The following is a 25889-nucleotide window of genomic DNA, read 5'->3' as shown; positions in this document are numbered from 1 at the left end:
AAAAAGGCAAGCATTTTTTTACAGGACACATAAAGGAGAGGGCAGCGGGCGCGGGCCCCTGCCGGAAGGTGCCGAAAGGACGGAAAGGCTACTCGGCGTCGGAGTCGTCTTCTTCGCAGGCGCCAAAGACGCTTTCCTGCATGTCCAGCAGCAGCTCCACATAGCGGCGCAGGTTGCTGCGGAAGAGTTCCGGCGTGGCCAGGCCTTCCACACAGAAGCGGATCTCGAAGCATTCGTCTTCGATCTCGCCGATGTAGGCCTTGGCGATCCGGTATTCGCGGGAGGCTTCGGAAGCGGCGCTGTAGAAGAGCTCCAGCTGATCCATGTCGTCCACTTCGAAGGCGCAGACCAGAGAGAAGAAGTCCTTGTCTTCCTCGTCGAGGATGAGGGAAAGGGAGATCTCGCCCGCGAGGAAGGAGATGTCGCCGTCTTCGTCGATCTCAGGCTGGAAGCCTTCTTCAGCCAGGGCATCGAAACAGAATTTCTTGTCCATTGGGGGTGATCCTTTTCCCGGCGTGGCCGGGGTCGGGGCTTGGCGGTCCTGGGGACCATGAGGAGGCGGCGGAGAAAAGATAAAACAGGCGGGGCCTGTTTTATCTTTTCCGGAAAATGGGGGTCGGCTAGTCGAGGGCGTCCTTGAGCATCTTGCCGGGACGGAATTTCACCATCTTGCAGGCGGGGATGGTCAGGGTCTCGCCGGTACGGGGGTTGCGGCCCTGGCGTTCCTTGCGGGTCTCCACCACGAAGGTGCCGAAACCGGTCAGGGTCAGCTTGTCGTCCTTGGCCAGGGATTCTTCCACAGAAGCCAGGAAGGCATTGAGCGCGCGTTCAGCAGCGGCTTTGGTCAGATTGGCCTTGGCGGCAATCTTTTCAACCAGGTCAGCCTTGGTCATTGGGATATCCTCCTCATCTCGTCAGTGATACGCCATGTCCGCCGCGGGGCGGATCCCCTCTGGCGTGTTGTTTTTGTAAAACTACCTGTCAGGCAATCAGTTTTTCAAGGGGTTGTCAAGCAAGGAAGCCCCGAAACGGCTGATATGCTGAAAGTCCGCCACAGTGAGCTGTTCCGGCCGCAGGGTGGGCGTGATGCCGGCCTGCTCGATGGCCGCGGACAGCCACGGGGCCAGCGGGCAGCGGCGGGCGATGCTGCCCAGCTGCTTGCGGCGCTGCTGGAAACAGACCTTGATGACCAGGGCCAGCAGATCCGGGCGCTCCGGGCGCTGGTCCAGGGGCAGGGGCTCGAAGGAGAGCACGGCGGAATCCACCTTGGGCGGCGGGCTGAAGGCGCCGGGGCCCACGATGAACTCCATGCGCGGCCGGGCAAAACTCTGCACCCAGACCGACAGGGCCCCGTAATGGCCGTTGCCCGGCCCGGCGGCCAGGCGCTGGCCCACTTCCTTCTGGACCATGAAGGCCGCCCGCACCAGGCCCGTGGCGCGGGAGAACAGGTCCCACATCATGGGCGAGGCCACGTTGTAGGGCAGGTTGCCGATGATCTTCCACGGATTGTCGGGCGTGATGCGGCTCCAGTCGAAGCGCAGGGCGTCCGTCAGCACGGCCTGGGTACGCGCCGCGCCCAGGCGCTGGCGCTCGGCGGCCCAGTGGCTGTCCTTTTCCAGCAGCACCAGCCGGGCATGGGGCTGGGCCTCGATGGCGCGGGTCAGGGCGCCGGGGCCGGGGCCGATCTCGATGACGTTGTCCGTGTCCTTGGGCAGCAGCAGGGAGGCGATGCGGTTGCAGATGCTCTCATGCCGCAAGAAGTGCTGGCCCAGACTTTTTTGGGCCTTGGGTTGGGTGCTTTCGTTCATCAGGGCAGGTCGAAGCGGTCAAAGGTGAGTACGAGCCCGGCCCGGCCCTGGGTGGCCGAGCGCAGGGAGGTCGAAAAACCGAAAAGTTTGCGCAGGGGCGCCAGCCCGCGCACATGCTTGAGCCCGGAGCGGTCCTCCAGGTCTTCCACACGTCCGCCGGCCGTGCCGAACAGGCTGATGGCCGCGCCCAGGAATTCGTCGGGCACGCTGATCTCCACCTTCATGAGCGGTTCCAGCGCCACGGGCGATGCCGCGGCCAGGGCCTCGCGCAGGGCCATGCCCGCGGCCATGTGGCAGCCGGGCACGGTGGTCTGGCCCTCGCGCCGTTCCACGGCGGTCAGGGTCACTTCCACGTCCTCCACGGGATAGCCGGTCAGGGCACCGCTCTGCAAGGCATCGCGCACGCCTTCCAGGGCGGCGTCCAGCAGGGGCTTGGGCAGCAGCTTGCGTGCTTCGGCCTCGTCGGCGGGCAAAAAGTCGCCCACCAATACGCGGTTGCCCGTGCCGCGCGGCAGGGGACGCACATGCAGTTCCACATGGCCGAAGTGGTGCTCCTTGCCCAGCTCGCGGTCGAATTCGCCCTGGCCGTCGGCCTCCTTGCGTACGGTCTCGCGCAGGATGACCTGCGGATGTCCGGCCCGGGGCGAGATGCCGTATTCGCGGGACATGCGTTCCAGCAGCACGTCCAGATGCAGTTCGCCCATGCCGGAGACCATGCGGCAGGCCGTTTCCTCGTCCATGCGCACTTCCAGCGTGGGGTCTTCGGCGGCGTAGCGTTCCAGGGCCTCGTCCAGCACCTTGCCTTCGTCGGCATTGCGCGGCTCCAGGGCCAGGGTGATGACCGGCGCGTAGGAGTCGATGGCTTCCAGGGCCAGCAGGCGGCTCTTGTGGCAATAGGTCTCGCCGGTGTGCGCGCCGCGCAGGCCCACGAGGGTCACGATCTCGCCGGTGGAGGCGCTTTCCAGCTGCTCGCGGCGGTCGGCATGCATGCGGTAGATGCGGCTGATGCGGTCCTCGGTCTTGCCGGCGGTATTGGTCAGGGCGTCGCCCTCGTGCAGGCTGCCTGCGTAGACGCGGGCAAAAGCCAGCTTGCGGCCGTTCTCCATGAGCACCTTGAAGATCAGCACCACGGCGGGCGCGGCGGCATCGGGAGGCACGGGCACCTCGTTGCCCTCGCTGTCGCGGCCCACGGGCGCGGGCACGTCCAGCGGCGAAGGCAGCAGGTCGCAGACGGCATCCAGCACGGGCTGTACGCCGCTGTTGCGCAGGGCGGAGCCGCAGAACACCGGGGTCACGGCCCGGCTCAGGGTGGCCCGGCGCAGGGCGGCGCGCACGTCGTCCAGGCTGTATTCCCCGCCCAGATACAGGTCGAGGAAGGGCTCGTCGGCCTCGGCCAGATGCTCCAGCAGGCTTTCCCGCCAGGGCTCGGCCACGGCGGCTTCCGCATCGCTCCAGGGGCGGCGGGTCACGGTGCGGCCCTGGTCGGCCTGGTCGAAGTCCAGATGCTCGCGGGCCAGCAGGTCCAGCACGCCGTCGAAAGCCTCGCCCTCTCCGTTGGGGATGGTCAGGGGCAGGGGATTGGCGCCCAGACGTTTTTTCATGCCTTCCAGCACATTGGCGAAATCAGCGCCCATCCGGTCCATCTTGTTGATGAAGGCGATCTTGGGCACGCCAAAGCTCTCCGACTGCCGCCAGACCGTCTCGGACTGCGGTTCCACACCGGCCACGCCGCAGAACACGCCCACCGCACCGTCCAGCACGCGCAGGGAGCGCTCCACCTCGATGGTGAAGTCCACATGGCCGGGCGTGTCGATGAGGTTGATGGTGTGCTCGTTCCACTGGCAGGTGGTGCAGGCCGACATGATGGTGATGCCGCGCTCCTGCTCCTCGGGCATGTAGTCCATGGTGGCGGTGCCGTCATGGACTTCCCCCAGGCGGTGGATCTTGCGGCTGTAGTAGAGCATGCGCTCCGAGAGCGTGGTCTTGCCCGCGTCGATGTGGGCGATGATGCCGATATTGCGGATGTTTTTCATGGCAGTCTCGTCAACGTATGGGCCGGGAAGTCCCGGCAGGATGGCGAAAGTATGCGCTTTCCCGCCGTTGCGCGCAAGCGGCGGGGCTGGTGGCGGCGGTGGCGCCGCGGTCATCGTCTGTCCTGCCCGGGTGGTTTACAGCAGGCTGAAGGCCCGGCGACGGCAGCGGAAAAAGTCCGGCGTCAGGCCCGGGTGCAGCCAGAAGGCTTCGCAGCCGGGCGTGAGCAGCAGCTCCACCGGAGCCCCTTCGCCCTCCATGGCCAGGCGGGCGGCCTCGTCCTCCTCCAGCACGGCGGCGGGCAGGCAGGGACCGGGCAAAGGTCCGCCGTCCAGTACGGTTTGGGCGGCCTCGCCATGCAGGGCCTGTGCCGTACAGTCCGGGCCGTGGGCAAAGGCCAGCAGCTCTGCGTCCACGGCAGTGTCCTGCGGCAGCAGGAACAGGGGCAGGGCATCTTCGCGCCAGATGCGTCCCGGCAGGGCGTCCCCGTCCAGACCGTGCAGCAGGACCACGCGGCACTGGGGCAGTTCGCCCGTCAAGCGCGTAAAATCGGCAGCCGGAAGGGCAAAGGCATCTTCCACACCGGCCAGCTCCAGGGTCACCAGCACTTCGGGCGTGGGCTCACCGCCAAGACAGAAAGCCCCTGTCAGCGGGACACCGGCCAGGATGGCGGGCATGAGGGCCGCCGCCAGACGGGCGGGCGAACGCAGCGAGGCCGGGAAGGCCACCAGGGCAAAGGGCGCCGGGCCGTCCGTAGCCGTCCGGCGGAATCCCCGGCGGGGGAAGCGCTCGTCCCGGCAGGTCCGGCTGTCCATCTCTCCGGCGTGGGCCTGATGCAGGGCCAGCGCGGCCTTGATGGCGGCACGCAGATGTGCGGGCGTGTCCTCGTAAGCTGCGGCGCGCGGTTCGTCAGGTACCCGGAAGGCTTCCAGCCACTGGGGCCAGGCCGGGCCGCTGTCCTCTTCCGCGAAGATATCCTCACAACCGGTGGGCATGCAGATGCTGTCCATGAGGGCTCCTACAGGCTGTCACAGGCCAGGGCGTACAGGCGGGCCTCCATGAGGCGGCGGGCCGCCAGCCGTTCCGGCCAGAAGGCCGCGGCACGACGCAGGGCGGTATCCGAAGCCCGGTCGGCAGGCGCAAGGCCGTGCCAGGAGAGCACGGCGGCGTCCTCGGCGGCCAGGGCCAGCAGCTCGTCCGTCAGGGGCCAGCCGCTGGTCAGGGGCGCGGCAGCGCATTGTTCCGGACCGTGGCCCATGTATACGGCGTGGGCGTTCTCCAGCACCAGTTCGGGGTCGCGGCTCAAAAAGATCTTGGCGCCTGCGCGCAGGGCCATATCCAGCAGGGAGTGATCGGGTTCGCCCCATTCGGGCAGGGCCATGAACAGTTCGAAGGGCGCGTAGATGGCGGCCGTGATCAGATCGCAGGCCAGGCCGTACTGGGCACCGCCCAGCCAGGAGATGCGCAGGCTCTCCCAGTCCCCGTGCCGGGCGGCCAGCAGGGCAAGGTCGGCCAGGGCCTGGCCCGGCGCGCCCTTGTCGTTGCCCGCATTGACCACCGCTCCCGGCAGACCGGCGGCCAGACAGTCCAGAGCGCCGCCCTTGAGGCCGGCGGTCAGGCAGAGCCCGGCATGGGCGTAAAGCGGGGCCTGAAGGTCACAGGAGGCCATGTCCTGGGCCCAGAGCGCGGGCGGCAGCATGTCCACGTCCATGCCCAGCTGACGGGCCGCGGCCGTGGCGGCCAGCACGTCCTGCGTGTCGGCGCCGTCAGCGGCCAGCAGCAGGGCCGTCTTGCCGGTCAGGGGGGCGGGCTGGCCCTCCATCTGCATCAGTTGCCAGAAGGTGGACTGTCCCAGGTCACGGATACGCAAGATCTGCCGGGCCATGATAACTCCTTGTGCTGTACTTGAAGGCGGCGAAAGGGTGGGACGAGGGGGAAGAGGGAAACCTTTTGGAAAAGGTTTCCCTCTTCCCCCTCGAGCTCCCCCATCACCCTTGCCAAAACTTTTTATTCAGGTCCATGCGACTGTATCGCAGCGCCCCGGGCAGCCATCCCGCTCCGGTCCCCCGGTGCTGTGGTAGGTGCACGGTGGAAGGGCGTGCGGCCCTGCCGTGTCGTCATGTCCGTGTCGGCTATGCATCGTGTTCCGGCCAAACAGCGCAAAGCTCTTTCCGGAAGGCTGCGGGCAACAGACTCGGAGCGGGCACGGGGCGGCGGAAGCGGGACAAGGGCTCGGGCCAGCCTTTCCGGCTTCCGGGGCATGACGGGCAGCCGCCCGGCACAGCGAACAGTCTGGACAAATCCTGCGCTATGGTCTGCCACAAATCAAGGAAATTTCTTTTTTTCTGGGCAGGGGCCTGTGGGCGGCGCCGGCATCCTTCATGGGCGAAGGGCGGTACGGGCGCATTTCCGCACAGCGGCAAGAACCCGATGGGCTGGTTCGGAGAGCGGGAGAAAAAAAGTCGTGGAGAGGGAAGAGGCCGGGCTGTAACGGTTGGGCGGTATGGATCCGTAGACAGGCAGGGATGCCGCACCGGGCCGTGGCGCAAAAGGCTTCTGTCTTGCCTGACCTGCCCGGAAGGACCATACCGGAAGAGGGAGCCCCGGCCGTGTACAGCACCAACGCTTCACAGCGTCTCGGCATATCCCTGGCCGACGGATCACTGCATGCTTGCAACAATTCAGGACCGTGCCGTCGTTTGCAGAAAAATTTGTCCTGATAAAGCGCGCTGGGAGGGAGAGGGAGTTTGAGGGAGGGGGGACCTTCTCGCGCTGGCAGAAGGTCCCCCTCCCTCAATAAAACAGCCTTTTCTGCTCAGGGCCGGGGGCATTCGCGCCAGCGGGCATTGAGCAGGAAGTGAGCGTCGGTCTGGACGCCGGGATCCTTCATGGCCTTGGCGGCAAAGGCACCCCAGGGCAGGGTGGCGCAGTCTTTGGCGGCGCTGCGGGCGATATGCATGAGCTTGCCCTCGCGCTTGTGCTGGTCGAACAGGAGCACGGCGGCCACACAGGCGGCATCGAAGCGGCCCATGTCCAGCGATTTGTCGATCAGGGCCGCCAGACGGGCGTCCTTGCTGTCATGGGTGGCAAAACCCGTGGAAGCGTTGGTGATGGATTCACGCAGCAACTTGCCTTCGGGGTCGGCTTCCAGGTCGATGTGGTAGGTCTGGGCCACGGCCACGAGACCGGGCTCCAGCGGCGGCACCTCGGGCTTGCCCAGGTTGCGCCACAACCAGGTGCCCAGCACGGCTACGCCCATGACGGCGCAGAAGAGCAGGGGCACCTTCCAGCCGGTGGCTTTTTGCTGGCTCATGCGCGCTCCTGCAGCCAGCTGCGCAGCTGCTCGATCTGGCGGGCCACGGAACGGGGGCCGGTACCGGCGGGCGTCTCGCGGCGGCGCACGGCGGCGGCGTAATCCAGCACCGCATAGACGTCATCGGCGATGCGGGCGTCCAGCTGCTGGAGTTCGGCCAGCGAAAGGTCTTCCAGTCCCTTGCCCTGCTTTTCGGCCAGGGCCACGGCATGGCCCGTGACGTGATGGGCCTCGCGGAAGGGCAGGCCCTTGCCCACCAGATAGTCGGCCAGTTCCGTGGCGTTGAGGAAGCCGCGGGCGCAGGCGGCGCGCATGCGGTCGGTGCGGAAGGTCAGTTCTTCCAGCATGCCGGCCATGAGCATCAGGGAAGCATCCACGGTGCGGTCGGCATCGAGGAAGCCTTCCTTGTCTTCCTGCAGGTCGCGGTTGTAGGTCATGGGCAGGCCCTTCATGATGGTCAGCATGCCCATGAGCGAGCCGTAGACACGGCCGGTCTTGCCGCGCATGAGTTCGGCCACGTCGGGGTTTTTCTTCTGGGGCATGATGGACGAGCCCGTGGAGTAGCCGTCGGAGAGCTGCACGAAGCCGAAGGCCGGGTTGGCCCAGATGATGAGCTCTTCACACAGGCGGGACAGGTGGGCCATGATGCAGGAGCCGGCGAACAGGGCCTCCAGCACGAAATCTCGGTCGGAGACGGCGTCCATGGAGTTGCCGTAGATGCCGTCGAAGCCCACTTCGTCGGCCACGCTCTGCGGATCGAGGGGATAGGTGGTGCCGGCCAGGGCGGCGGAGCCCAGCGGGGAGATGCGCACGCGCTTGAGCACGTCGTCCAGGCGCATGCAGTCGCGGCGGAACATCCAGGCGTAGGCCAGCAGATGGTGGGCCAGGCTCACGGGCTGGGCGGGCTGCATGTGGGTGCAGCCGGGCAGGATGTCGTCCTGATGGCCGTCGGCGCAGGACACCAGGGTGGCGCACAAATGGGCGGCGCGCTGCTGCCAGGCCGTCAGGCGGTCGGCCACGAACAGGCGGAAGGTCAGGCCCACCTGGTCGTTGCGGCTGCGGCCGGTGTGCAGCTTTTTGCCCACGTCGCCGATGATCTCGGTGAGGCGGGCCTCGATGTTCATGTGCACGTCTTCCAGCGCCGGTTTCCAGACAAAGGCGCCGGATTCGATCTCCTGCTTCACGGCATCGAGACCGTTGACGATCTGTTCGGCCTCGTCGGGCGTGATGACGCCCTGACGGCCCAGCATGCGGGCATGGGCCTGGGAACCGCGGATGTCCTGGGCATAGAGGGCGCGGTCATAGGTCTGGGAATCGGTATAGGCGGCCACGGCTTCTCTGGGGCCTTCGGCGAAGCGGCCGCCCCAGCTCTGATTGGTGCTCATGGAAAGATCTCTCTGCCCCGGGAGGGGCCGGTGTATGCGCTGCGGCGCGCGATGACAGGGGGCCGGAAACGGCGGCGCCCCGTGCGGGATGCGGACGGGGCGGCCTTCCGGATGGAAAAAAACGGGGCGGACGGGTCTCCCCGTCCGCCGTGAGGAAGACTTACTTGCCCAGCTTGTTCTGGACCGCGGCGTACATGCCGAGGCGCAGGCAGTTGAGGCGGATGAAGCCGGCAGCGTCCTTGTGGTCGTAGTTGCCGCCTTCGAAGGTGGCCAGGTCTTCGGAGAACAGGGAGAAGGGAGAGGTACGGGCCAGGGGCCACACGCCGCCCTTGTACAGCTTGGCGCGCACGGTACCGGTGACGGTCTCCTGGGACTTGTCCATGAAGGCCTGCATGGCTTCGCGTTCGGGCGAGAACCAGTAGCCGTTGTACACGGCGTGGGAGTAGGGCACGGCCAGCATGTCACGCAGCTGCAGCAGTTCGCGGTCCATGCACAGGCCTTCCAGGTCGCGGTGCAGGGCGTAGAGCAGGGTGCCGGCGGGGTTTTCGTACACGCCGCGGCACTTCATGCCCACGTAGCGGTTCTCCACCATGTCGTCACGGCCGATGCCGTGCTTGCCGGCCAGTTCGGCCAGGGTCTTGATGATGGTGTAGGGCGACATCTTTTCGCCGTTGACGGCCACGGGGTTGCCGTGCTCGAAGCTCACTTCGATGATCTCGGGCTCGTTGGGGGCCTGTTCCACGGGCACGCAGCGCTCGTGGCAGGACTCGTGGGGAGCGTTGCCCGGATCTTCCAGCTCGCTGCCTTCGAAGCTGGTGTGCATCATGTTGGCGTCCATGCTGTAGCGCTTGGCTTCCTTGGAGATCGGGATGCCGTGCTTTTCAGCAAAGGCGTTGAGGGCCGTACGGGACATCAGGTCCCATTCGCGCCAGGGGGCGATGACCTTCAGGTCGGGGGCCAGGGCCTTGGCGGCGAACTCGAAGCGCACCTGGTCGTTGCCCTTGCCGGTGGCGCCGTGGGCGATGGCGTCAGCGCCTTCCTTGCGGGCGATGTCCACCAGGGCCTTGGTGATGATGGGGCGGGCGATGGAGGTGCCCAGCATGTAGCGGTTCTCGTACCGGGCGGCGCCGCGCATCATGGGGAAGACGAAGTCGCGGGCCATTTCTTCACGCAGGTCCACAACGTAGGCCTTGGAAGCGCCGGTCTTGTAAGCCTTGGCTTCCACACCGCTCAGGTCTTCGGGCTGGCCCAGATCGGCAGTGACGGTGATGACTTCGCACTTGTAGGTTTCGATCAGCCACTTGAGGATGACGGAGGTGTCCAGGCCGCCGGAGTAGGCGAGCACAACTTTCTTGATGTCTTTGTTCATCGTAAGGCCTCGTAAAAAAGATTGAGAGGGAAGCAGTATTCTCCAAAAGCCCGTCCTTGGCAAGTGCGAAAGGGGGCAAAAGGCCCGCAGGCGCACGCTTTGGCCCTGGCCGTGCCCTTGGCCGGACATCCTGCCGGGAAGGGCAGGCAGCATCTTGACGAAGGCAGCGCAAGCGGATAGAAAAAAACGTTTTAACCGGATGTCTTCCGTGCAATGCGCCATGGGGCGGCAGGGGAGGCACCCGGAGGGGCAGGGCCGCACCCCTGCGATTTTCCCAACCATACAGGAACATCCAATGCCCAAACGCACGGATCTACACAAAATTCTGGTTATCGGCGCAGGTCCCATCGTCATCGGCCAGGGCTGTGAATTCGACTATTCCGGCTCCCAGGCCGTGAAGGCCCTCAAGGAAGAAGGCTACGAGGTGGTGCTGGTCAATTCCAACCCGGCCACCATCATGACCGACCCCCACATGGCCGACGCCACCTATATCGAACCCATCGAGCAGCAGACCCTGGCGGCCATCATCCGCAAGGAACGCCCCGATGCCCTGCTGCCTACCCTTGGCGGACAGACGGCGCTCAACGCCGCTCTTGGTCTGGCCAAGAGCGGCGTTTTGGCGGAGTGCGGCGTTGAGCTCATCGGTGCGCGTGCCGAAGTCATCGAAAAGGCCGAAAGCCGCGAACTGTTCCGGCAGGCCATGGAGAACATCGGCCTCAAAGTGCCTGCCAGCGGCATTGCCCACAACATGGATGAAGTGCGCGCCCTGGGCGACGTGCTGCCCTTCCCGCTGATCATCCGCCCGGCCTTCACCCTGGGCGGCACCGGCGGCGGCATCGCCTACAACATGGCCGACCTGGAAGAAGTGGCCGGTCACGGCCTTTCCGCCAGCCCCGTGTCCGAAGTCATGATCGAGCAGAGCGTGCTGGGCTGGAAAGAGTTCGAGATGGAAGTCATGCGCGACAAGAATGACAACTGCGTCATCGTCTGCTCCATCGAGAACGTGGACGCCATGGGCGTGCACACCGGCGACTCCATCACCGTGGCCCCGGCCCAGACCCTGACCGACGCCGAATACCAGATGATGCGCGACGCTTCCTTCGCCATCATGCGCGAGATCGGCGTGGAGACCGGCGGCAGTAACGTGCAGTTCGGCATCAATCCCGCCAACGGCGAGATGGTGGTCATCGAGATGAACCCGCGCGTGTCGCGTTCCTCGGCCCTGGCCTCCAAGGCCACGGGCTTCCCCATCGCCAAGCTGGCCGCCAAGCTGGCCATCGGCTACACCCTGGACGAACTGCGCAACGACATCACCCGCGAGACCGCGGCCAGCTTCGAGCCGGCCATCGACTACTGCGTGGTCAAGATCCCGCGCTTCACCTTTGAAAAATTCCCCGGTGCCAAGGACGAGCTGACCACCTCCATGAAGAGCGTGGGCGAAGCCATGAGTATCGGCCGCACCTTCAAGGAAGCCCTGCAGAAAGGCCTGCGCTCCATGGAGATCGGCGCCTCCGGCCTGGGCTTCAACTTCCGTCGCGAGCTGCCGCCCCTGCCCGAGATCATGGCCGGTCTGCGCAAGCCCCATTCGCGCCGCATCTTCACCCTGCGCCAGGCCCTGCTGGCCGGCGTGAGCGTGGAAGACATCCACGAGGCTTCCGGCATCGATCCCTGGTTCATCCGCCAGATGCGCGACATCGTGGACATGGAGACCCGCATCCGCGACTTCGGTCTGGCCAACGACATGACGCCCCTGAATCCCGAGCTGCCGGAGATCCTGCGCGAAGCCAAGGAATACGGCTTCTCCGACCGTCAGCTCTCCGAGATGTGGAAGCGTCCCGAGACCGACATCCGCCGTCTGCGCAAGGAAATGGGCATCGTGCCCACCTTCTACCTGGTGGATACCTGCGCCGCGGAATTCGAAGCCTACACGCCCTATTACTACTCCACCTATGAAAAGGGTGACGAAGTGCAGACCAAGGACTGCCGCAAGGTGCTGATCCTTGGCGGCGGCCCCAACCGTATCGGCCAGGGCATCGAGTTCGACTACTGCTGCTGCCATGCCTCCTTCGCCCTGCGCGACGCGGGCATCATGGCCATCATGGTCAACTCCAACCCCGAGACCGTGTCCACGGACTACGACACCTCCGACCGCCTGTACTTCGAGCCCCTGACCTTTGAAGATGTGATGAACATCGTGGAAAAGGAAAAGCCCGAAGGCGTCATCGTGCAGTTCGGCGGCCAGACCCCGCTGAACCTGGCCGTGCCGCTGATGCGCGCCGGTGTGCCGATCCTGGGCACCTCGCCCGATGCCATCGACCGCGCCGAAGACCGCGAACGCTTCCAGGCCCTCATCGAAAAGCTGGGCCTGCTCCAGCCGCCGAACGGTACCGCCATGGACCTGGATCAGGCGCTGGAAGTGGCCGAGCGCATCACCTATCCCGTGGTGGTGCGTCCCAGCTACGTGCTGGGCGGCCGCGCCATGGCCGTGGTCTATGACAAGGAAGAGCTGGTGGATTACTTCCGCGAACAGGTGCCCGAAAAGCCCGAGCATCCCATCCTCATCGACAAGTTCCTGGAACATGCCGTGGAAGTGGACGTGGACGCCCTGTCCGACGGCAAGGAAGTCTATGTGGCCGGCATCATGGAACACATCGAAGAAGCCGGCATCCACTCCGGTGACTCGGCCTGCGTGCTGCCTTCCTTCTCGCTCTCCTATGACCATGTGGCCCTCATCGCCGCCCAGGCCGAAGCCCTGGCCCGCGAGCTCAAGGTCGTGGGCCTGATGAACATCCAGTTCGCCATCAAGGGCGACGATCTGTACATCCTTGAAGTGAACCCGCGTGCCTCGCGCACCGCGCCCTTCGTCTCCAAGGCCACCGGCGTGCCGCTGCCTTACATGGCCACCCAGGTCATGCTGGGCAAGACCCTGGACGAGCTGGATCCCTGGAGCATGCGCCGCGGCGGCTTCACCTGCGTCAAGGAAGCCGTGCTTCCCTTCCAGCGCTTCCCCGGCGTGGACATCATCCTCGGACCCGAGATGCACTCCACCGGCGAAGTCATGGGCATGGGCAGCGACTTCCCCGAAGCCTACTACAAGAGCCAGCTGGCCTCCGGTCAGGATCTGCCGCAGGGCGGCAATGTCTTCATCTCGGTCAATGACCGCGACAAGCCCATCCTGCCCGAAGTGGCGGCCATGTTCGCCGACCTGGGCTTCCACCTGCTGGCCACGCGCGGCACGGCCCGCTACCTGCGCGAGCGCGGCCTGGAAGTGGAAGAAGTGCTCAAGGTCTACGAAGGCCGTCCCAATATCGTGGACCGCATGATCAACGGCGACGTGGCCCTGGTCATCAATACGGCCTCGGGCAAGAACACGGCCCGCGACTCCAAGTCCATCCGTCACACGGCCGTGAGCTACGGCGTGCCTTACTGCACCACCGTGGCCGGTGCCAAGGCCTCGGCCATCGCCATCGGCAAGCGCCGCGAAGACACGCATGTGGAAAGCCTGCAGGAATACTACGCGCGGGAAGCGCGGGGGTAAGATATGAAAGCATTACTGGTACTTGAAGACGGTTTCTGCCTTCAGGGCAAATCCTTTACCGGCGATTTCGAAACCGGTGGGGAAGTGATTTTCAATACAGGCATGACCGGCTATCAGGAAGTGCTCACCGACCCCTCCTATTACGGGCAGATGGTGTGCATGACCTATCCGCTCATCGGCAACTACGGCATCACCGCCGAAGACATGGAATCCGGCCGCGTGCACATGCGCGCCCTGCTGGTCAAGGAATGCTGCAAGGAGCCCTCCAACTGGCGCTCCAAGGAATCCCTGCCGGACTTCCTCAAGCGCTGGAACGTGCCCGGCATGGAAGGCCTGGACACCCGCGCCCTGACGCGCCACCTGCGCATCAACGGCGCCATGCGCGGCATCATCTCCACCCGTGACCTGGATGTGGAGAGCCTGCGCGCCAAGGCCTGCGCCCTGCCCAGCATGGAAGGCCAGAACCTGGTGCCCTTCGTGGCCGCCCAGAAGCCTTACATCCTCACGGCCGACGGCCCCAAGGACGCCCAGTTCGACGCCAACGGCGCCTATGCCTGGCAGGGCACGGGCATCCCGCTGCTGGTCTATGACTTCGGCGTGAAATGGAACATCCTGCGCCTGCTGGCCGAAGTGGGCTTCGAGCCCCTGGCCGTGCCGCCTTCCTTCACGCCGGACCAGGCCCGCGCCAGCGGCGCCAAGGGCGTGTTCCTGTCCAACGGCCCCGGCGACCCCGCCACCCTGAAGGACGAGATCGCCATCATCCGCGAACTGGTGAAGGAATTCCCCGTGACCGGCATCTGCCTGGGCCATCAGCTCATCGGCCACGCCCTGGGCGGCACCACGGCCAAGCTGAAGTTCGGCCACCACGGCTGCAACCATCCGGTCAAGGATCTGGGCACGGGCCGCATCGAGATCTCGTCCCAGAACCACGGCTTCCATGTGGTGCTGGACGGCCTGGACGATGTGGAAGCCACCCACATCAACCTCAACGACCAGACCCTGGAAGGCCTGCGCCACAAGACCCTGCCCATCATGAGCGTGCAGTATCATCCCGAAGCGGCCGCCGGTCCCCACGACGGGCGTTACCTCTTCGAACGCTTCCATGAGATGATGAAGGCCGCTCTGGCTTAAGATCTGGCGGGATTTTTGAGGGGGGACCCCCTCGCCTAGCGCGAGAGGGGTTCCCCCCTCAAACTCCCCCCTCCCCAGCGCGCTTTATCAGGTATCTGTTTACAGGGCTCTTCCCGTTCGGAAGGGCCCTGTTTTTTTATGCTGCGGAGGAGCAGGGACAGGGCGTTGGCAACACGCAGGGATGCCCTGTGAACAGAAGAGCGAAGACCGGGCGTGCTACAGGAATGCTTTCCCAAAGGGCTATTGATGCAGGGCTGATGTGGGGCCAGCGCTCAGGCCGTACAAGAGGGATGCGTTGCCGTCAAAGGACGGACATCTGGGGAGGGTGAAGGAAAACTACTGCGATACCGGGCACTGACGTTTCGCTCACGCTCTTGGTGCCAAGGTTCCGGCACAGGCTTGCCATCACCTGCGCACTTGGGCTATCGTCGTGATATCGGTCCGAATCTGCTGCAGGCAGGTCGGCCTTCAACTGTCCGCAAGGGCAACAGACCAAAGGAGTCTGGAGTGAAAAAAGCCATCATGAGCCTTTGTCTGGCTGCGGCGCTTGTGTTCGGGGCTGCCGGCGTTCAGGCGGCAGATCAGGACAAGGGCAACAATCCCGTGCTGCAATTCACGGGCAGCGTGTGGCAGAAGAGCAGCCTGGACAACAAGCTGAGTTTCCTGTTCGGCATGGATACCGCCATCGCCACGGAATACTTCGTCAACAGCCGGGAAGCTGAACTGGCCGCCAAGAACGGCAAGATGCCTGTGTCCAACCTGTCCAAGTTCGAAAAGGGCTGGATGAAGGCGTTCAAGGACGTGAAGCGCACCACCATCGTGGAAGAAGTGGATGCCTGGTATGCGGCTCACCCTGACAGACTGGACCGTCCTGTCCTGGGTGTGCTGTGGTTTGAACTCGTCGAGCCGCGTCTTGCGGCCGCTCAATAACGGATCGTCCCTCACGAACTGATACGCTGCTGCGTATTGTGGAGACTTCTATGAAAAAACTGTTTGCGATCATCTTGATGGCCGCCTTTATGGCGACGGGCGTCGCCTGCACCAATATGTCCCCCACCCAGCAGGGCGTGGCCAGCGGTGCCGCGCTGGGTACGCTGGGTGGTGCCGGCGTGGCCGCCATTTCCGGTGGTTCCGTGGGCTGGGGCGCTCTGGCTGGTGCCGGTATGGGTGCTCTGGCCGGTGGTATCGTAGGCAACCAGCAGGAAAAGAGCCGTTACCACCATCGCGGCTGGTAAACCCGCTTTTTTTGCTTTGTGACAGCGACCGCTCCCTTTGGGGAGCGGTTTTTTTGTATAAAAAGAAAACCTCCCGCTAGGCGGGAGGTTCAAAAAAGCTTAAAGCTATGAGTATGTTATAAAGCTCCTTTTGATTTGCTAACATTGGATTGCGGTCTGGCAACTGCATCTATGAAGCAAATCAAAAGGAGGTCATGATGAGTGACATCAAAAGCTTAGCTCATACCAAGTGGAACTGCAAATATCATATAGTATTTGCCCCTAAGTACCGGAGGCAGGTTTTCTATGGTGAGAAAAAACGTGCCATAGGCGAGATTTTACGCAGACTGTGCGAATGGAAAGGAATAAATATTATCGAGGCGGAATGCCGTCCTGACCATATCCATATGCTGGTTGAGATTCCTCCTAAAATGAGTGTCTCAGGATTTATGGGATATTTGAAAGGTAAAAGTAGCCTGATGATATATGATCAATTTGGTGATTTAAAATTCAAGTACCGCAATCGCGAATTTTGGTGCCGTGGATATTATGTGGATACGGCAGGTAAAAATGCGATGAAAATCCGTGATTACATACGAAGACAATTAGATGAGGATAAATTGGGAGCGCAGTTGAGCCTTCCGTGTCCCGGTAGCCCGTTTACGGGCCGCAAGTAACAGAAATGCAAATGTCAGACCGCCATGCGCCTGTTAGGGCGCGGCTGGTAAAAGAGCCTTACAGGCGCATATGAAGAACCACCGGCTTTGCCGGTGGGTCACTTTTTTATGGCCTTTATCCTGTTGCATTCCACGGTGCGAAAGGGAAAACCATCCGCCATGCGGATGGCCTTGATCCCCGGGGCATCATTTTTCTGCATCTCCGGCAGAAGCCCCTCCTGTTCCTCGTGCGTTTCCATACGAAAGATGCCGGATGGACCTTCCCCGTATTTCCGGGGGACAGGGGCGTCGGGCACGGTCTGTCGCGTTACTTCATCCTGCCATAGACCAGGGCAAAAGTTTTGGGGAGGGGATGGGGGAGTTTGAGGGGGAAGGGGAGGGCTTTTTCCAAAAAGTCCTCCCCTTCCCCCTCATCACATATTTGCTTCAGCTCCTCTCATCCGAAGGGCCCTGCCAGCGGCGGCACAACTGGTGGGACAGCCCCAGCTGATCGAAGATGCGGCCGCAGAACTGGCCCATGAGCCCTTCGAGGGTATCCTCCCCGCTGTAGAAGGCGGGCATGAAGGGCATGATGACGGCTCCGGCCTCACTGGCCCAGAGCATGTTGCGCAGATGGATGCGGCTCAGGGGGCTTTCCCGGGGGACGAGGATCAGGGGGCGGCGTTCTTTGAGGGTCACGTCGGCGGCGCGGTGCAGCAGGTTGGTTCCGGCACCGGTGGCGATGCTGGCCAGGCTGCTCATGGAGCAGGGGCAGACCACCATGCCGTCGTGCTGCCAGGAGCCGCTGGCCGGGGCGGCTCCCAGACAGGCCGCATCATGGCTGACGTCGGCCAGGGCATGCAGGGTGGACGGGGCAAGGCCGCATTCCGCTTCCAGCACGGCATGGGCTCCGGGCGAAAGGATGAGGTGGCTTTCCACGTCGGGCAGGGCAGCCAGATGGCGCAGCAGACACAGGGCCAGGGGCATGCCGCTGGCACCGCTGACGCCTACGATGATTCGTTTCATAAAAGCTCCTTGGCCGTACCCTCCCCGGAGGAGGGCCTCTGCCGCCGGCAGCGGAAGGGGTGCCCTTTGGCAGGATGGCATGAAAGCGGGAGCGGGGACGGAAAACTGAGGATACGGTGGGAGAGAGGAAAAGAAAAGTCCCCCCTGCCACACGGACAGGGGGGACAAAGCGACAAATCGCGCGGAACCTAGCCCAGGTTCACGATGGATTCTTCGCCGGTCTCAGCGTGCAGCACGTGCACGGCACAGCCCAGTCACGGGTCGAAGGCGCGGATGGTGCGCCCAACATTGACGGGGTTGTTGATGTCCGGGACCTGCACACCGATGAGGGCTTCTTCCAGAGGACCACGGCGGCCCTTGTCGTCGCGGGGCGAGCAGTTCCACAGAGTGGCGGAGATGATCTGGTAGCTGTCGATCTTCTGGTCCTTCACACGGATGTAGTGGACCAGAGAACCACGGGGCGCTTCGGTGCAGCCGTAGCCTTCGGCGCTCTGCGGGATCTCGAAGGGGGTGAAGGTCTCGCCGTCGGGCTTGACTTCCTTCAGCCAGCCTTCCACAGCATTGGCGATGAGCAGGGCTTCTTCGGCGCGGGCCACGTGACGGCCCATGATGGAGAAGACCTTGTCCCAGCCCAGGTCGCGGATGGTGCGGGCTTCGATGCCGAACTTTTCCTTCAGCATCTTCACGCCCACTTCGGACAGCGGCGCGTTGGCCACCCACATGCGGGCGGCGGGGCCCACTTCGATGACTTCGCCGTCGTAGCGGGGAGCCTTGACGAAGGAGTAGGCGTCCTTCTTGTCCAGGTTGGGGTTGGTCTCGGCGCCGGCAGCACCCTTGCCGGTGGTGGCGTCGTCGTACCAGGCGTACTTGAGGTCTTCGGTGATCTTCTTGGGATCGAATTCCACGTCACGGCCATTGAGGAAGATACCGGCCTTGAGCAGGTGGGTCTTGCCGTCGTCGGTCATGGGGAACACGCCGAAGCAGGAGCAGCCGTGCACGCCCTGGCCCTGTTCGAACAGGTCCTTGTACACGGAGCCCACGATGTAGGTGATGGGCAGGTATTTTTCGACGATGAACTGGCGCACCTTCTTGAAGCGGGCCGCGTATTCCAGCAGGGCTTCCTTGGTGGGCATTTCAGTGGCACCGCCAGGCACGATGCCCTGCACATGGGGCATGCGGCCGCCGAAGAGGGCGACCATCTCGTGGGCGATGCGACGCACTTCCAGGGCTTCCAGGTACTGGTCCACGCCCACCTTGTTGGCTTCGGGGGGCAGGCGCAGGTCGGGCTGGGCGAAACGCGGCACGAAGGGCGCGGTATCGGGGCCGGCCACGAAGTCCAGAGCGGCCAGATGGTAGAAGTGCAGGATGTGCGACTGCAGGTAGTTGGCGCCCAGGATCAGGTTACGGGTGATGCGGCCGTTGCCGGTCACCTTGATGTTGAAGGCGCTTTCCTGCGCCAGGGCGGAAGCCATGGCATGGGAGGTGGGGCACACGCCGCAGATGCGCTGCACGATCTGGGTGGAGTCACGCGGGTCGCGTCCTTTCAAAATCTGTTCAAAACCGCGGAACATCCCACCGGTGAGGTGGGCGTCCACAACCTTGCCGTTCTCCACCACCACTTGGGCCTTGAGATGGCCCTCGATTCTGGTGACGGGATCGATGGCGATAGTGGCCTTGGCCATAAAGCTCTCCTTTGAACGTCAGAAAAAATGGAAAAGCCGGGCCGCTTCTAGTTGCTGTAGAAGGGGCTCTGTCCGTCGGGGAACGAGGGCTCGGTGCAGCCGATGCAGATGGCGTTGGCCACGCACCAGTTGACGCCGTTCCATTTACGTTCAAACGAGTCGCAGTACGCACCGGGGCCCTTGCAGCCCAGGTCGTAGCGGCAGCCGTCCTTCTCGGTGAAGGTGGCGGAGAACTTGCCTTCGTCGTACTTGCCCAGATAGGGGCAGTTCTCGTGCACGTTGCGACCGTAGAAAGGCAGCGGGCGGCCTTCGCTGTCCAGCAGGGAGACCACTTCGGCCAGACCGGCTTCCAGGCCCTTTTCCTTGATCTTCTGGAGGGCCAGGGCGATGGTGCCCACGATCCAGTCAGGCTGGGGCGGGCAGCCGGGGATGTTGACCACGGGGGTCTTGATGCCGGCCTGCTTGAGCATGGCACCGGTACCCATGGCTTCGGTCACGGAACCCTTGGCAGCGGGGATGCCGCCGTAGGCAGCGCAGGTACCCAGGGCCAGCACGGCGGCGGCATCGGGAGCCAGCTTTTTGACCAGGTCGGCCATGGTGATCTCGGTGTGGCCCTCTTCGGCCACCACGCAGTAGCGACCATCCTTGGCCAGCGGGATGGAACCTTCGATGGCCAGGAAGAACTTGCCCTTGAAGTTCTTGGCAATGTTCAGCATGTGGGTGTAGGCGTCGTGGCCTTCACCGCCCATGACGGTAGGATGGTACTCGAGGCTGATGATCTTCAGCAGCACATCAGCGATGGAGGGGTTGACGTTGTTCAGCAGCGACACTGAACAACCGGTACAGCCCTGTCCCTGCAGCCAGATGACAGGGGGGCGCTCGCCAGTCAACGTGCCGGCCAGGGCTTCGCGAACCGCAGGATGGAACATCTGCGCAACGCCGAAACCCGCCACTGTGCCGGTGCACAGTTTGACGAAATCACGCCTGTTGAGACTCATGCATGCCTCCTCATGTTGGCGTAGTGAAAAAAAACGGCAGTCGGGTTATGCCAAACGACATAAGTAATATGGATGTACCAAGGCCGGAAGATTGTGTCAACGTAACAATCCGAAGAAACAGGCTTAGGACAAGGGATTCCGAGCTTTTTGCTTGTTTTTTTGACGGGTCTTTCAGCAGCTGAAGATACGCAGTCCGGCGTAGCCCACGACGTGTCCCGTATCGTGCGAAACAGCGGCGGACGTTTCGTGCATGACCAGGGTTGCGCGCACTGCCGCATCGGGCGCCCAGGCGTGCAGGGCATAGAATGCCAGAGCCAGCGGCGCGGCCCCGCACATGCTGATGCCCTCCCGGGCCACGGTGGCCAGCAGGGCGTCGGCATCGCCTTTGAGGGCGGCGTCCAGGGCCAGGTCGTCCTTGCGCAGGGTGGTCCGCTGGTCTTCGTAGTGGTTCATGTCCGAGCTGACCAGCAGCAGGGGGCGCCGGCCGTCGCGGCTCCGGCAGCGCTCCAGGACCCGGGCCAGGCGCTGTCCGGCCGTGCGCAGTACAGGGGCCTGGCCGGTGCCCACACAAACAGGCACCACATGCAGGGGCGCATCGCCCGCGCAGACCTGGAGGAAGGGCAGCAGGACCTCGATGCTGTGTTCCCGCACATGTCCCATGACATCAGCGCTGAAATCCTCGTCGGCCTCGCAGAGCAGGCGGGCCATCTCACCGTCCACGGGCACGGGGCCCAGCGGGGTCTGCCAGGCACCGGCGGGCCAGACGGACAGAGGCGTGCCCAGGCCGGTATGATTGGGGCAAAGCAGGAAGACCGTGCGCGGCAGGCGCACATGGGCCAGAGTGGCGCCGATGACCCGGCCGCTGTAGACGTGCCCGGCATGGGGGAGCATGAGGCCCGCCAGATGGGCCGCATCCCCGGCGGCAAGGGCCGAAGCGGGCAGGGCCGCCCCCTGTTTCAGGAACGACTCCACTTCGGCGCGCAGGTCGGCCGGGACATCAGTATAAAAACGGCCTGCGACAGCGGGCTGACGAAGATGCATGGCGGTATCCTCCCGAAAAAGATCTTGAACTGGAAGGAGCATAGCGCCGGCGGCGGACAAAGACCAGCAAGACCGGAGCAGCTTTCCCGGCGGAAAAGGGCAGGGGAGGGAAGATGGCGGCGAAGGCAGGGGAGGGCCTGCAAGGCTGTGTCAGCTGCTTTCCCCAAAAGGACTTTTCGCCTCAGGAATGTAGGCGCGCCTCGTCCATCAGGCTTTGGCGATGCAGGCATTGAGCGGGCATAAGAAAGGCACCTTTGCATCTCAAAGGTGCCTTTCCGCATCATTTGTATTGCATGGAAGTTTTCGTTTCCCTGCGACTTGTTCCTGAAAAGGGAATCACAGGCCCATCAGACAGGCCATTGGCATGGCATCAATAAGGGTATCCCCATATGTCCTGGCAATAGGGCGCAGGATAAAAGAGAGGTGAGCAAGGTCCGGAGCAACATTCCTTTGGCAAGCCTGGTCGGCAGCGTCAGCAGTTTGTTATAAGAGCAGCCGTGAGCCACAACATGCTCAGACAAACATGCGCAAGCAGCAATGCACGTTTGAGAGAGCATCGGCACACACAAAGCCATATTCCAGACAAGAACCAAACGATCAGACAGGCAAGGTGAAGCAAGTAAAGACTTTCCGAGGCATAGTACCACAGTCGAGCCACGGGCCCTTCACCGCCCCACAAGCAAGCGTATTTCTCCGGTGCGGTTTTGACGTCCCAGACTTCACTCACCCATACTATGGTCATGAAGCCACAAAACAGCAGCCATATAAATTCCCATGAAAAAATCTTTATGGATGCTAACTTATTGTTCATTGTGATTTTTTAAGGAGATATATGTTCACGATATGTAGTTTTACGATGGTCTTTAAAAGGCTTGCCGGCTGCTTTCATGGCATAGGTGGGAACGATACACGCACAAGCTCCAGGGATATCTTCGCTCATGATAAGCCCGGGAACAGGAGGCATACGATAACCGACGTTTGGGGGATTAGTTTCGTCCTGTCCTGAGTCCTGAGCAGGGGACAGCCCTGTGCGTCATCGGGGAGGGGATGGGCCACGCCTCGTGCTGCCCGAAAGCAGGAGCAGGCCGTGACCGTTGCGACAGGGCATCTGCGGGCATCGACAGCAGCGCTACGGGGAGCCCTTCCTCCGATCCGAAAAAAAAAGTGCCATGCCCGTCGGCACGGACACCGTTCGGGCATGGCACAAAGTTACAAGGGCTTTTCCCTGTTTTTTAGAACAGCTGCACGCCGCCCAGCCAGTGATGGCGGACGCGGCCCTGCATCTCCCGGCCCAGGAAGGGAGTGTTGTAGCTCTTGGAGTACAGGGTCTCGCGGCTGACGGTCCACTTTTCTTCGGGATCGAAGAGGAAGAAGTCGGCCGGATCGCCGGGCTCGAAGCGGTTGAGGGGCAGATTGAAGATCTCGGCCGGGCGCACGCTCCAGAGGCGGTGCAGGTCGGCCTCGCTGATGACACCCTCGCGCACCAGCTGCCATGTCAGGGTCAGGGCCAGATCCATGCCGGTGAAGCCGCAGGGGGCCTCGTCCAGGGTACGCTCCTTTTCATGGGCGGCGTGGGGGGCGTGGTCGGTGGCCAGGATGTCGATGGTGCCGTCCTTGATGGCCCGGCGCAGGGCCTCGCGGTCTTCGGGGCGGCGCAGCGGCGGGCTGACCTTGGCGTTGGTGTTGTAGCCGTCCAGCGCGGATTCATCCAGCGTCAGGTAGTGGGGGCAGGTCTCGGCCGTGACCTTGACGCCGCGGGCCTTGCCCCAGGCGATGATGTCCACGGTCAGGGCGCTGGAGACGTGGGCGATGTGCACGGGCAGGTTCAGGTATTCGGCCAGCATGATGTCGCGGGCGGCCTGCACGGCCTCGCCCACCGGGGGCTGGCCCTTGACGCCCAGGCTGCCGCTGAGGGGACCTTCGTTCATGACCCAGCCGCGGGCCAGGGTGCTGTCCTCGCAGTGATCGATGAAGGTCAGGCCCAGGTCGGCGCCGTATTCCATGACGCGGCGCAGCAGTTCGGTGCCGGGCATGGGACGGCCGTCGTTGGAGATGGCCACGCAACCGGCGTCCTTGAGCTCCTGCAGGGGGGCCATCTCTTCACCGGCCAGGCCCACGGTGGCGGCGGCGATGGGGCAGAGGCGCGGACCGTGGGGATGGGTCTGGGCGGCGCGGTCCAGCATGAAACGGGTGACGCTGGCGTTGTCGTTGACGGGCTTGGTGTTGGCCATGCACATGACCGAACCGAAACCGCCGCGGGCGGCGGCCTCCAGGCCGGTGTTGATGTCTTCCTTGTATTCGAAGCCGGGCTCGCGCAGGTGGACGTGGGCGTCCACCATGCTGGGCATGAGGATCAGGCCGCGGGCGTCCACGATCTGGCTGCCTTCGGGCGCGGCGTGATGGCCGGCGGGGGTCATGGTCACGATCTTGCCGTCCCGCACCAGCAGGTCAACGGGGGCGTCCAGGTGACGGGCGTTCTTGATGCACAGGGTCATTTAGCAACCTCCATCGTTACGGGTGGCCAGCAGGTAGAGGACGGCCATGCGGGTGGCCACACCGGACGCCACCTGATCGAGGACCAGGCTGCGCGGGTCGTCGGCCACGTCGTTGGAAATCTCCAGCCCGCGGTTCATGGGGCCGGGATGCAGGACCTTCACGCCGGGGTGGGTGAGTTCCAGATGACGTTCGGTCAGGCAGAAGCGGCGGGAATATTCGGCCAGGTCGGGCAGCAGGCCTGCCTGCTGGCGTTCCAGCTGCAGGCGCAGGCACATGACGGCGTCGGTGTCGCGCACGGCCTGGTTGAGGTCGCCGTACACGTCCACGGGCCAGGATTCCACACCGGCGGGCAGCAGGGTGCGCGGCGCGCACAGGCGCACCTTGGCGCCCAGCATGGTGAGCAGGTGCACGTTGGAGCGGGCCACGCGGCTGTGGGCGATGTCGCCCAGGATGAGCACCTGTTTACCGGCAAAGGCATCGCCCCAGACCTGCCGCAGGGCGAAGCTGTCCAGCAGGGCCTGGGTGGGATGGGCATGCCAGCCGTCACCGCCGTTGACGATGCCGCAGGAGACACGCTCGGCCAGGAACTGGGCCGCGCCGCTGCTGGGATGACGGATGACGATGACGTCAGGCCCCATGGCCTGCAGGGTCAGGGCCGTGTCCTTGAGGCTCTCGCCCTTGTTGAGGCTGGAACCGGACTTGGCCAGGGAGTAGGTGTCGGCGGAAAGGCGCTTGCCGGCCACATCGAAAGACGTCTTGGTGCGGGTGCTGTTCTCCACGAAGAAGAGCACCACGGTCTTGCCCTTGAGGGTAGGCACCTTTTTGACGGGTCTCAGGTTGATTTCCTGGAAACTGGCGGCCACGTTCAGCAGGTGACGCACGTCCTGTGCGTCGAGCTGGGTGACGTCCAGCAGGTCTTTGTGCGGCCAGCGGTACGTAGTATCTGTAGTCATGGCGTCGTGGGGTTGCAGGATTAAAAAAAAGCCCGCTCAACGGCGGGACAAAAGAAAAACCGGGCAGAACCCCTGCGAACGGCGTTCACAGGGCGCAGATCACCGCGGTACGTTGCCAGACATTTCATGGGGGCAAACCTAGACGCTGCCGGGCGCTTTGTAAAGCAAAAAGTCAGTTGACGCTTTGGGGTGCTTTGTCTACTTTCTTGAGGTATTGCGCCGGACCAGCGGCAGGTGTCCGGTGCCTGTCCCGGGGGCGTGACGGGGCCCGTGGCCCCACGCCTTTTTGTTTTTTCTGCCGTTTCGTACCGCGATCGCGCCTCCGGGCACGACCTGCGCTGCCATGGAGGAAGGTCGTCATGCTCGTTTCAATCCTTGTCTATTTGTGCTGCGGCGCCGTGGCCGGTGTGCTTGCCGGTCTGCTGGGCGTGGGCGGCGGTATCGTCATCGTGCCCATGATGGTGGCGGTCTTTCCCAGTCAGGGCATCCCGGCCGAATATGTGCAGCAGATAGCCCTGGGCACCTCGCTGGCCAGCATCATGATCACGTCCATCTCCAGCAGCCGGGCCCATCACAAACGCGGTGCCGTCCACTGGGACATCTTTCGCAACATCACGCCCGGCATCCTGCTGGGCACCTTCCTGGGCGGTCTGGTGGCCACCCACATGCCGACCCTGTTCCTGAAGGTCTTCTTCATCTGCTTCCTGGGCTTCGTGTCCCTGCAGATGCTGTCCAACTACCGTCCCCCGGCCAGTCGTGAGATGCCCGGCGCCCTGGGCACCGCCGGTGTGGGCGGCGTCATCGGCCTCATCTCCAGTTTCGTGGGCATCGGCGGCGGGACGCTCTCCGTGCCGTTCATGAGCTTCTGCAACGTGCCCCTGCATCACGCCGTGGGCACCTCGGCCGCCATCGGCTTCCCCATCGCCGTGGCCGGTACGCTGGGCTATATCGTGGGCGGCTGGAATGCCCCCGGCCTGCCCGCCGGCTGTGTGGGCTTCGTGAACCTGATGGCCTTTTTCGGCATCGCTGCCGCCAGCTTCATGACGGCCCCCATCGGTGCCAGGCTTTCCCACTCCCTGCCCACGGCCAAGCTCAAGAAGGGCTTTGCCGTCTTCCTCATCATCGTGGCCCTGCGCATGCTGGTGGGCCTGTTCTAGGATCATCCCCGGGCGGACCGGGACCGTCACCGTTTCGGGGCCTCGCGTCCCTGCCGAGGCCGTCGTGCTCTTTTGCGGAGCGCGGCGGCCT

The 25889-nt window shown here is 63.8% G+C and carries 21 protein-coding genes; 6 read left to right on the top strand and 15 right to left on the bottom strand.

All coding sequences use genetic code 11. The annotated features are described in order from the left end of the window. Positions 1-88: 88 nt before the first annotated feature. The 9 genes from HF854_RS00995 to HF854_RS00955 form a co-directional block, all read right to left on the bottom strand. Positions 89-493, bottom strand: a complete 405-nt coding sequence (locus HF854_RS00995; RefSeq protein WP_168934614.1) for a YbjN domain-containing protein — start codon at positions 491-493, stop codon at positions 89-91. 127 nt (positions 494-620) lie between these two features. Next, positions 621-893 (bottom strand): HU family DNA-binding protein, encoded by a 273-nt coding sequence (locus HF854_RS00990; RefSeq protein ID WP_168934613.1) that lies wholly within the window; start codon positions 891-893, stop codon positions 621-623. Positions 894-989: 96 nt separating this feature from the next. Further along, the gene (gene rsmA / locus HF854_RS00985; RefSeq protein ID WP_168934612.1) at positions 990-1808 is read right to left on the bottom strand and encodes a 16S rRNA (adenine(1518)-N(6)/adenine(1519)-N(6))-dimethyltransferase RsmA; all 819 of its coding nucleotides are present in this window, start codon (positions 1806-1808) and stop codon (positions 990-992) included. Beyond that, positions 1808-3841, bottom strand: a complete 2034-nt coding sequence (fusA, locus tag HF854_RS00980) for an elongation factor G (RefSeq protein WP_168934611.1) — start codon at positions 3839-3841, stop codon at positions 1808-1810. The genes rsmA and fusA overlap by 1 nt, the downstream gene beginning before the upstream one ends. Before the next feature lie 135 nt (positions 3842-3976). After that, the gene (locus HF854_RS00975) at positions 3977-4849 is read right to left on the bottom strand and encodes a hypothetical protein (protein ID WP_168934610.1); all 873 of its coding nucleotides are present in this window, start codon (positions 4847-4849) and stop codon (positions 3977-3979) included. Positions 4850-4857: 8 nt separating this feature from the next. After that, a complete protein-coding gene (locus tag HF854_RS00970; RefSeq protein ID WP_168934609.1) occupies positions 4858-5724 on the bottom strand; it encodes a Rossmann-fold NAD(P)-binding domain-containing protein in 867 nt (288 codons plus the stop codon). A gap of 930 nt (positions 5725-6654) precedes the next feature. Continuing rightward, positions 6655-7152, bottom strand: coding sequence for a hypothetical protein (locus HF854_RS00965; RefSeq protein WP_168934608.1), 498 nt, complete (start codon positions 7150-7152; stop codon positions 6655-6657). Continuing rightward, on the bottom strand, positions 7149-8537 hold the full coding sequence (gene argH, locus HF854_RS00960) for an argininosuccinate lyase (RefSeq protein WP_168934607.1): 1389 nt from the start codon (positions 8535-8537) through the stop codon (positions 7149-7151). Before argH ends, HF854_RS00965 begins: the two co-directional genes overlap by 4 nt. 160 nt (positions 8538-8697) lie before the next feature. Beyond that, positions 8698-9906 carry an argininosuccinate synthase gene (locus HF854_RS00955; RefSeq protein WP_168934606.1) on the bottom strand — a complete coding sequence of 403 codons (1209 nt, stop codon included), beginning with the start codon at positions 9904-9906 and terminating at the stop codon, positions 8698-8700. 295 nt (positions 9907-10201) lie between these two features. On the opposite strand from HF854_RS00955, the gene carB reads away from it, so the two are divergent. The 5 genes from carB to tnpA all read left to right on the top strand — a co-directional run bounded on the left by carB (position 10202) and on the right by tnpA (position 16466). Continuing rightward, on the top strand, positions 10202-13444 hold the full coding sequence (gene carB / locus HF854_RS00950) for a carbamoyl-phosphate synthase large subunit (RefSeq protein WP_168934605.1): 3243 nt from the start codon (positions 10202-10204) through the stop codon (positions 13442-13444). Between the two features lie 3 nt (positions 13445-13447). Further along, a complete protein-coding gene (carA, locus tag HF854_RS00945; RefSeq protein ID WP_006003958.1) occupies positions 13448-14575 on the top strand; it encodes a glutamine-hydrolyzing carbamoyl-phosphate synthase small subunit in 1128 nt (375 codons plus the stop codon). Between the two features lie 507 nt (positions 14576-15082). Next, entirely contained in the window at positions 15083-15505 is a 423-nt protein-coding gene (locus HF854_RS00940; protein ID WP_168934604.1) for a hypothetical protein, read from the top strand. Positions 15506-15555: 50 nt separating this feature from the next. Beyond that, a complete protein-coding gene (locus HF854_RS00935; protein WP_040368933.1) occupies positions 15556-15810 on the top strand; it encodes a YMGG-like glycine zipper-containing protein in 255 nt (84 codons plus the stop codon). A 197-nt stretch (positions 15811-16007) separates the two neighbouring features. Beyond that, the gene (gene tnpA, locus HF854_RS00930; RefSeq protein WP_168934603.1) at positions 16008-16466 is read left to right on the top strand and encodes an IS200/IS605 family transposase; all 459 of its coding nucleotides are present in this window, start codon (positions 16008-16010) and stop codon (positions 16464-16466) included. Between the two features lie 426 nt (positions 16467-16892). On the opposite strand, the gene HF854_RS00925 is transcribed toward tnpA, so the two are convergent. The 6 genes from HF854_RS00925 to HF854_RS00900 form a co-directional block, all read right to left on the bottom strand. Beyond that, positions 16893-17471, bottom strand: a complete 579-nt coding sequence (locus tag HF854_RS00925) for a UbiX family flavin prenyltransferase (RefSeq protein WP_168934602.1) — start codon at positions 17469-17471, stop codon at positions 16893-16895. 188 nt (positions 17472-17659) lie between these two features. Next, a complete protein-coding gene (gene hysA, locus HF854_RS00920) occupies positions 17660-19153 on the bottom strand; it encodes a NiFeSe hydrogenase large subunit HysA (protein WP_168934601.1) in 1494 nt (497 codons plus the stop codon). A gap of 47 nt (positions 19154-19200) precedes the next feature. Further along, complete coding sequence (hysB, locus tag HF854_RS00915; protein WP_168934600.1) at positions 19201-20151, bottom strand: NiFeSe hydrogenase small subunit; 951 nt, start codon at positions 20149-20151, stop codon at positions 19201-19203. A 171-nt stretch (positions 20152-20322) separates the two neighbouring features. Then, the gene (gene amrB / locus HF854_RS00910) at positions 20323-21192 is read right to left on the bottom strand and encodes an AmmeMemoRadiSam system protein B (protein WP_168934599.1); all 870 of its coding nucleotides are present in this window, start codon (positions 21190-21192) and stop codon (positions 20323-20325) included. A gap of 1232 nt (positions 21193-22424) precedes the next feature. Further along, complete coding sequence (locus HF854_RS00905; protein ID WP_168934598.1) at positions 22425-23687, bottom strand: dihydroorotase; 1263 nt, start codon at positions 23685-23687, stop codon at positions 22425-22427. After that, positions 23688-24641 (bottom strand): aspartate carbamoyltransferase catalytic subunit, encoded by a 954-nt coding sequence (locus HF854_RS00900; RefSeq protein ID WP_006003985.1) that lies wholly within the window; start codon positions 24639-24641, stop codon positions 23688-23690. It lies immediately after the preceding gene. A gap of 359 nt (positions 24642-25000) precedes the next feature. On the opposite strand from HF854_RS00900, the gene HF854_RS00895 reads away from it, so the two are divergent. Then, on the top strand, positions 25001-25798 hold the full coding sequence (locus HF854_RS00895) for a sulfite exporter TauE/SafE family protein (RefSeq protein ID WP_168934597.1): 798 nt from the start codon (positions 25001-25003) through the stop codon (positions 25796-25798). Positions 25799-25889: the final 91 nt, after the last annotated feature.

Source organism: Desulfovibrio piger, assembly GCF_012843875.1.
Classification (GTDB): Bacteria; Desulfobacterota; Desulfovibrionia; order Desulfovibrionales; family Desulfovibrionaceae; genus Desulfovibrio.
The sequence above is the reverse complement of the archived record's forward strand: the minus strand, read 5'-3'. Positions and strand labels throughout refer to the sequence as shown.

Coding starts and splice junctions, on each gene's coding strand:
- HF854_RS00965 (WP_168934608.1), bottom strand. CDS start 7,152: ATGAGCCAGCAAAAAGCCACCGGCTGGAAGGTGCCCCTGCTCTTCTGC.
- carA (WP_006003958.1), top strand. CDS start 13,448: ATGAAAGCATTACTGGTACTTGAAGACGGTTTCTGCCTTCAGGGCAAA.
- HF854_RS00995 (WP_168934614.1), bottom strand. CDS start 493: ATGGACAAGAAATTCTGTTTCGATGCCCTGGCTGAAGAAGGCTTCCAG.
- fusA (WP_168934611.1), bottom strand. CDS start 3,841: ATGAAAAACATCCGCAATATCGGCATCATCGCCCACATCGACGCGGGC.
- tnpA (WP_168934603.1), top strand. CDS start 16,008: ATGAGTGACATCAAAAGCTTAGCTCATACCAAGTGGAACTGCAAATAT.
- HF854_RS00900 (WP_006003985.1), bottom strand. CDS start 24,641: ATGACTACAGATACTACGTACCGCTGGCCGCACAAAGACCTGCTGGAC.
- HF854_RS00895 (WP_168934597.1), top strand. CDS start 25,001: ATGCTCGTTTCAATCCTTGTCTATTTGTGCTGCGGCGCCGTGGCCGGT.
- HF854_RS00970 (WP_168934609.1), bottom strand. CDS start 5,724: ATGGCCCGGCAGATCTTGCGTATCCGTGACCTGGGACAGTCCACCTTC.
- HF854_RS00925 (WP_168934602.1), bottom strand. CDS start 17,471: ATGAAACGAATCATCGTAGGCGTCAGCGGTGCCAGCGGCATGCCCCTG.
- argH (WP_168934607.1), bottom strand. CDS start 8,537: ATGAGCACCAATCAGAGCTGGGGCGGCCGCTTCGCCGAAGGCCCCAGA.
- HF854_RS00955 (WP_168934606.1), bottom strand. CDS start 9,906: ATGAACAAAGACATCAAGAAAGTTGTGCTCGCCTACTCCGGCGGCCTG.
- carB (WP_168934605.1), top strand. CDS start 10,202: ATGCCCAAACGCACGGATCTACACAAAATTCTGGTTATCGGCGCAGGT.
- HF854_RS00990 (WP_168934613.1), bottom strand. CDS start 893: ATGACCAAGGCTGACCTGGTTGAAAAGATTGCCGCCAAGGCCAATCTG.
- HF854_RS00905 (WP_168934598.1), bottom strand. CDS start 23,687: ATGACCCTGTGCATCAAGAACGCCCGTCACCTGGACGCCCCCGTTGAC.
- amrB (WP_168934599.1), bottom strand. CDS start 21,192: ATGCATCTTCGTCAGCCCGCTGTCGCAGGCCGTTTTTATACTGATGTC.
- HF854_RS00935 (WP_040368933.1), top strand. CDS start 15,556: ATGAAAAAACTGTTTGCGATCATCTTGATGGCCGCCTTTATGGCGACG.
- HF854_RS00975 (WP_168934610.1), bottom strand. CDS start 4,849: ATGGACAGCATCTGCATGCCCACCGGTTGTGAGGATATCTTCGCGGAA.
- rsmA (WP_168934612.1), bottom strand. CDS start 1,808: ATGAACGAAAGCACCCAACCCAAGGCCCAAAAAAGTCTGGGCCAGCAC.
- hysB (WP_168934600.1), bottom strand. CDS start 20,151: ATGAGTCTCAACAGGCGTGATTTCGTCAAACTGTGCACCGGCACAGTG.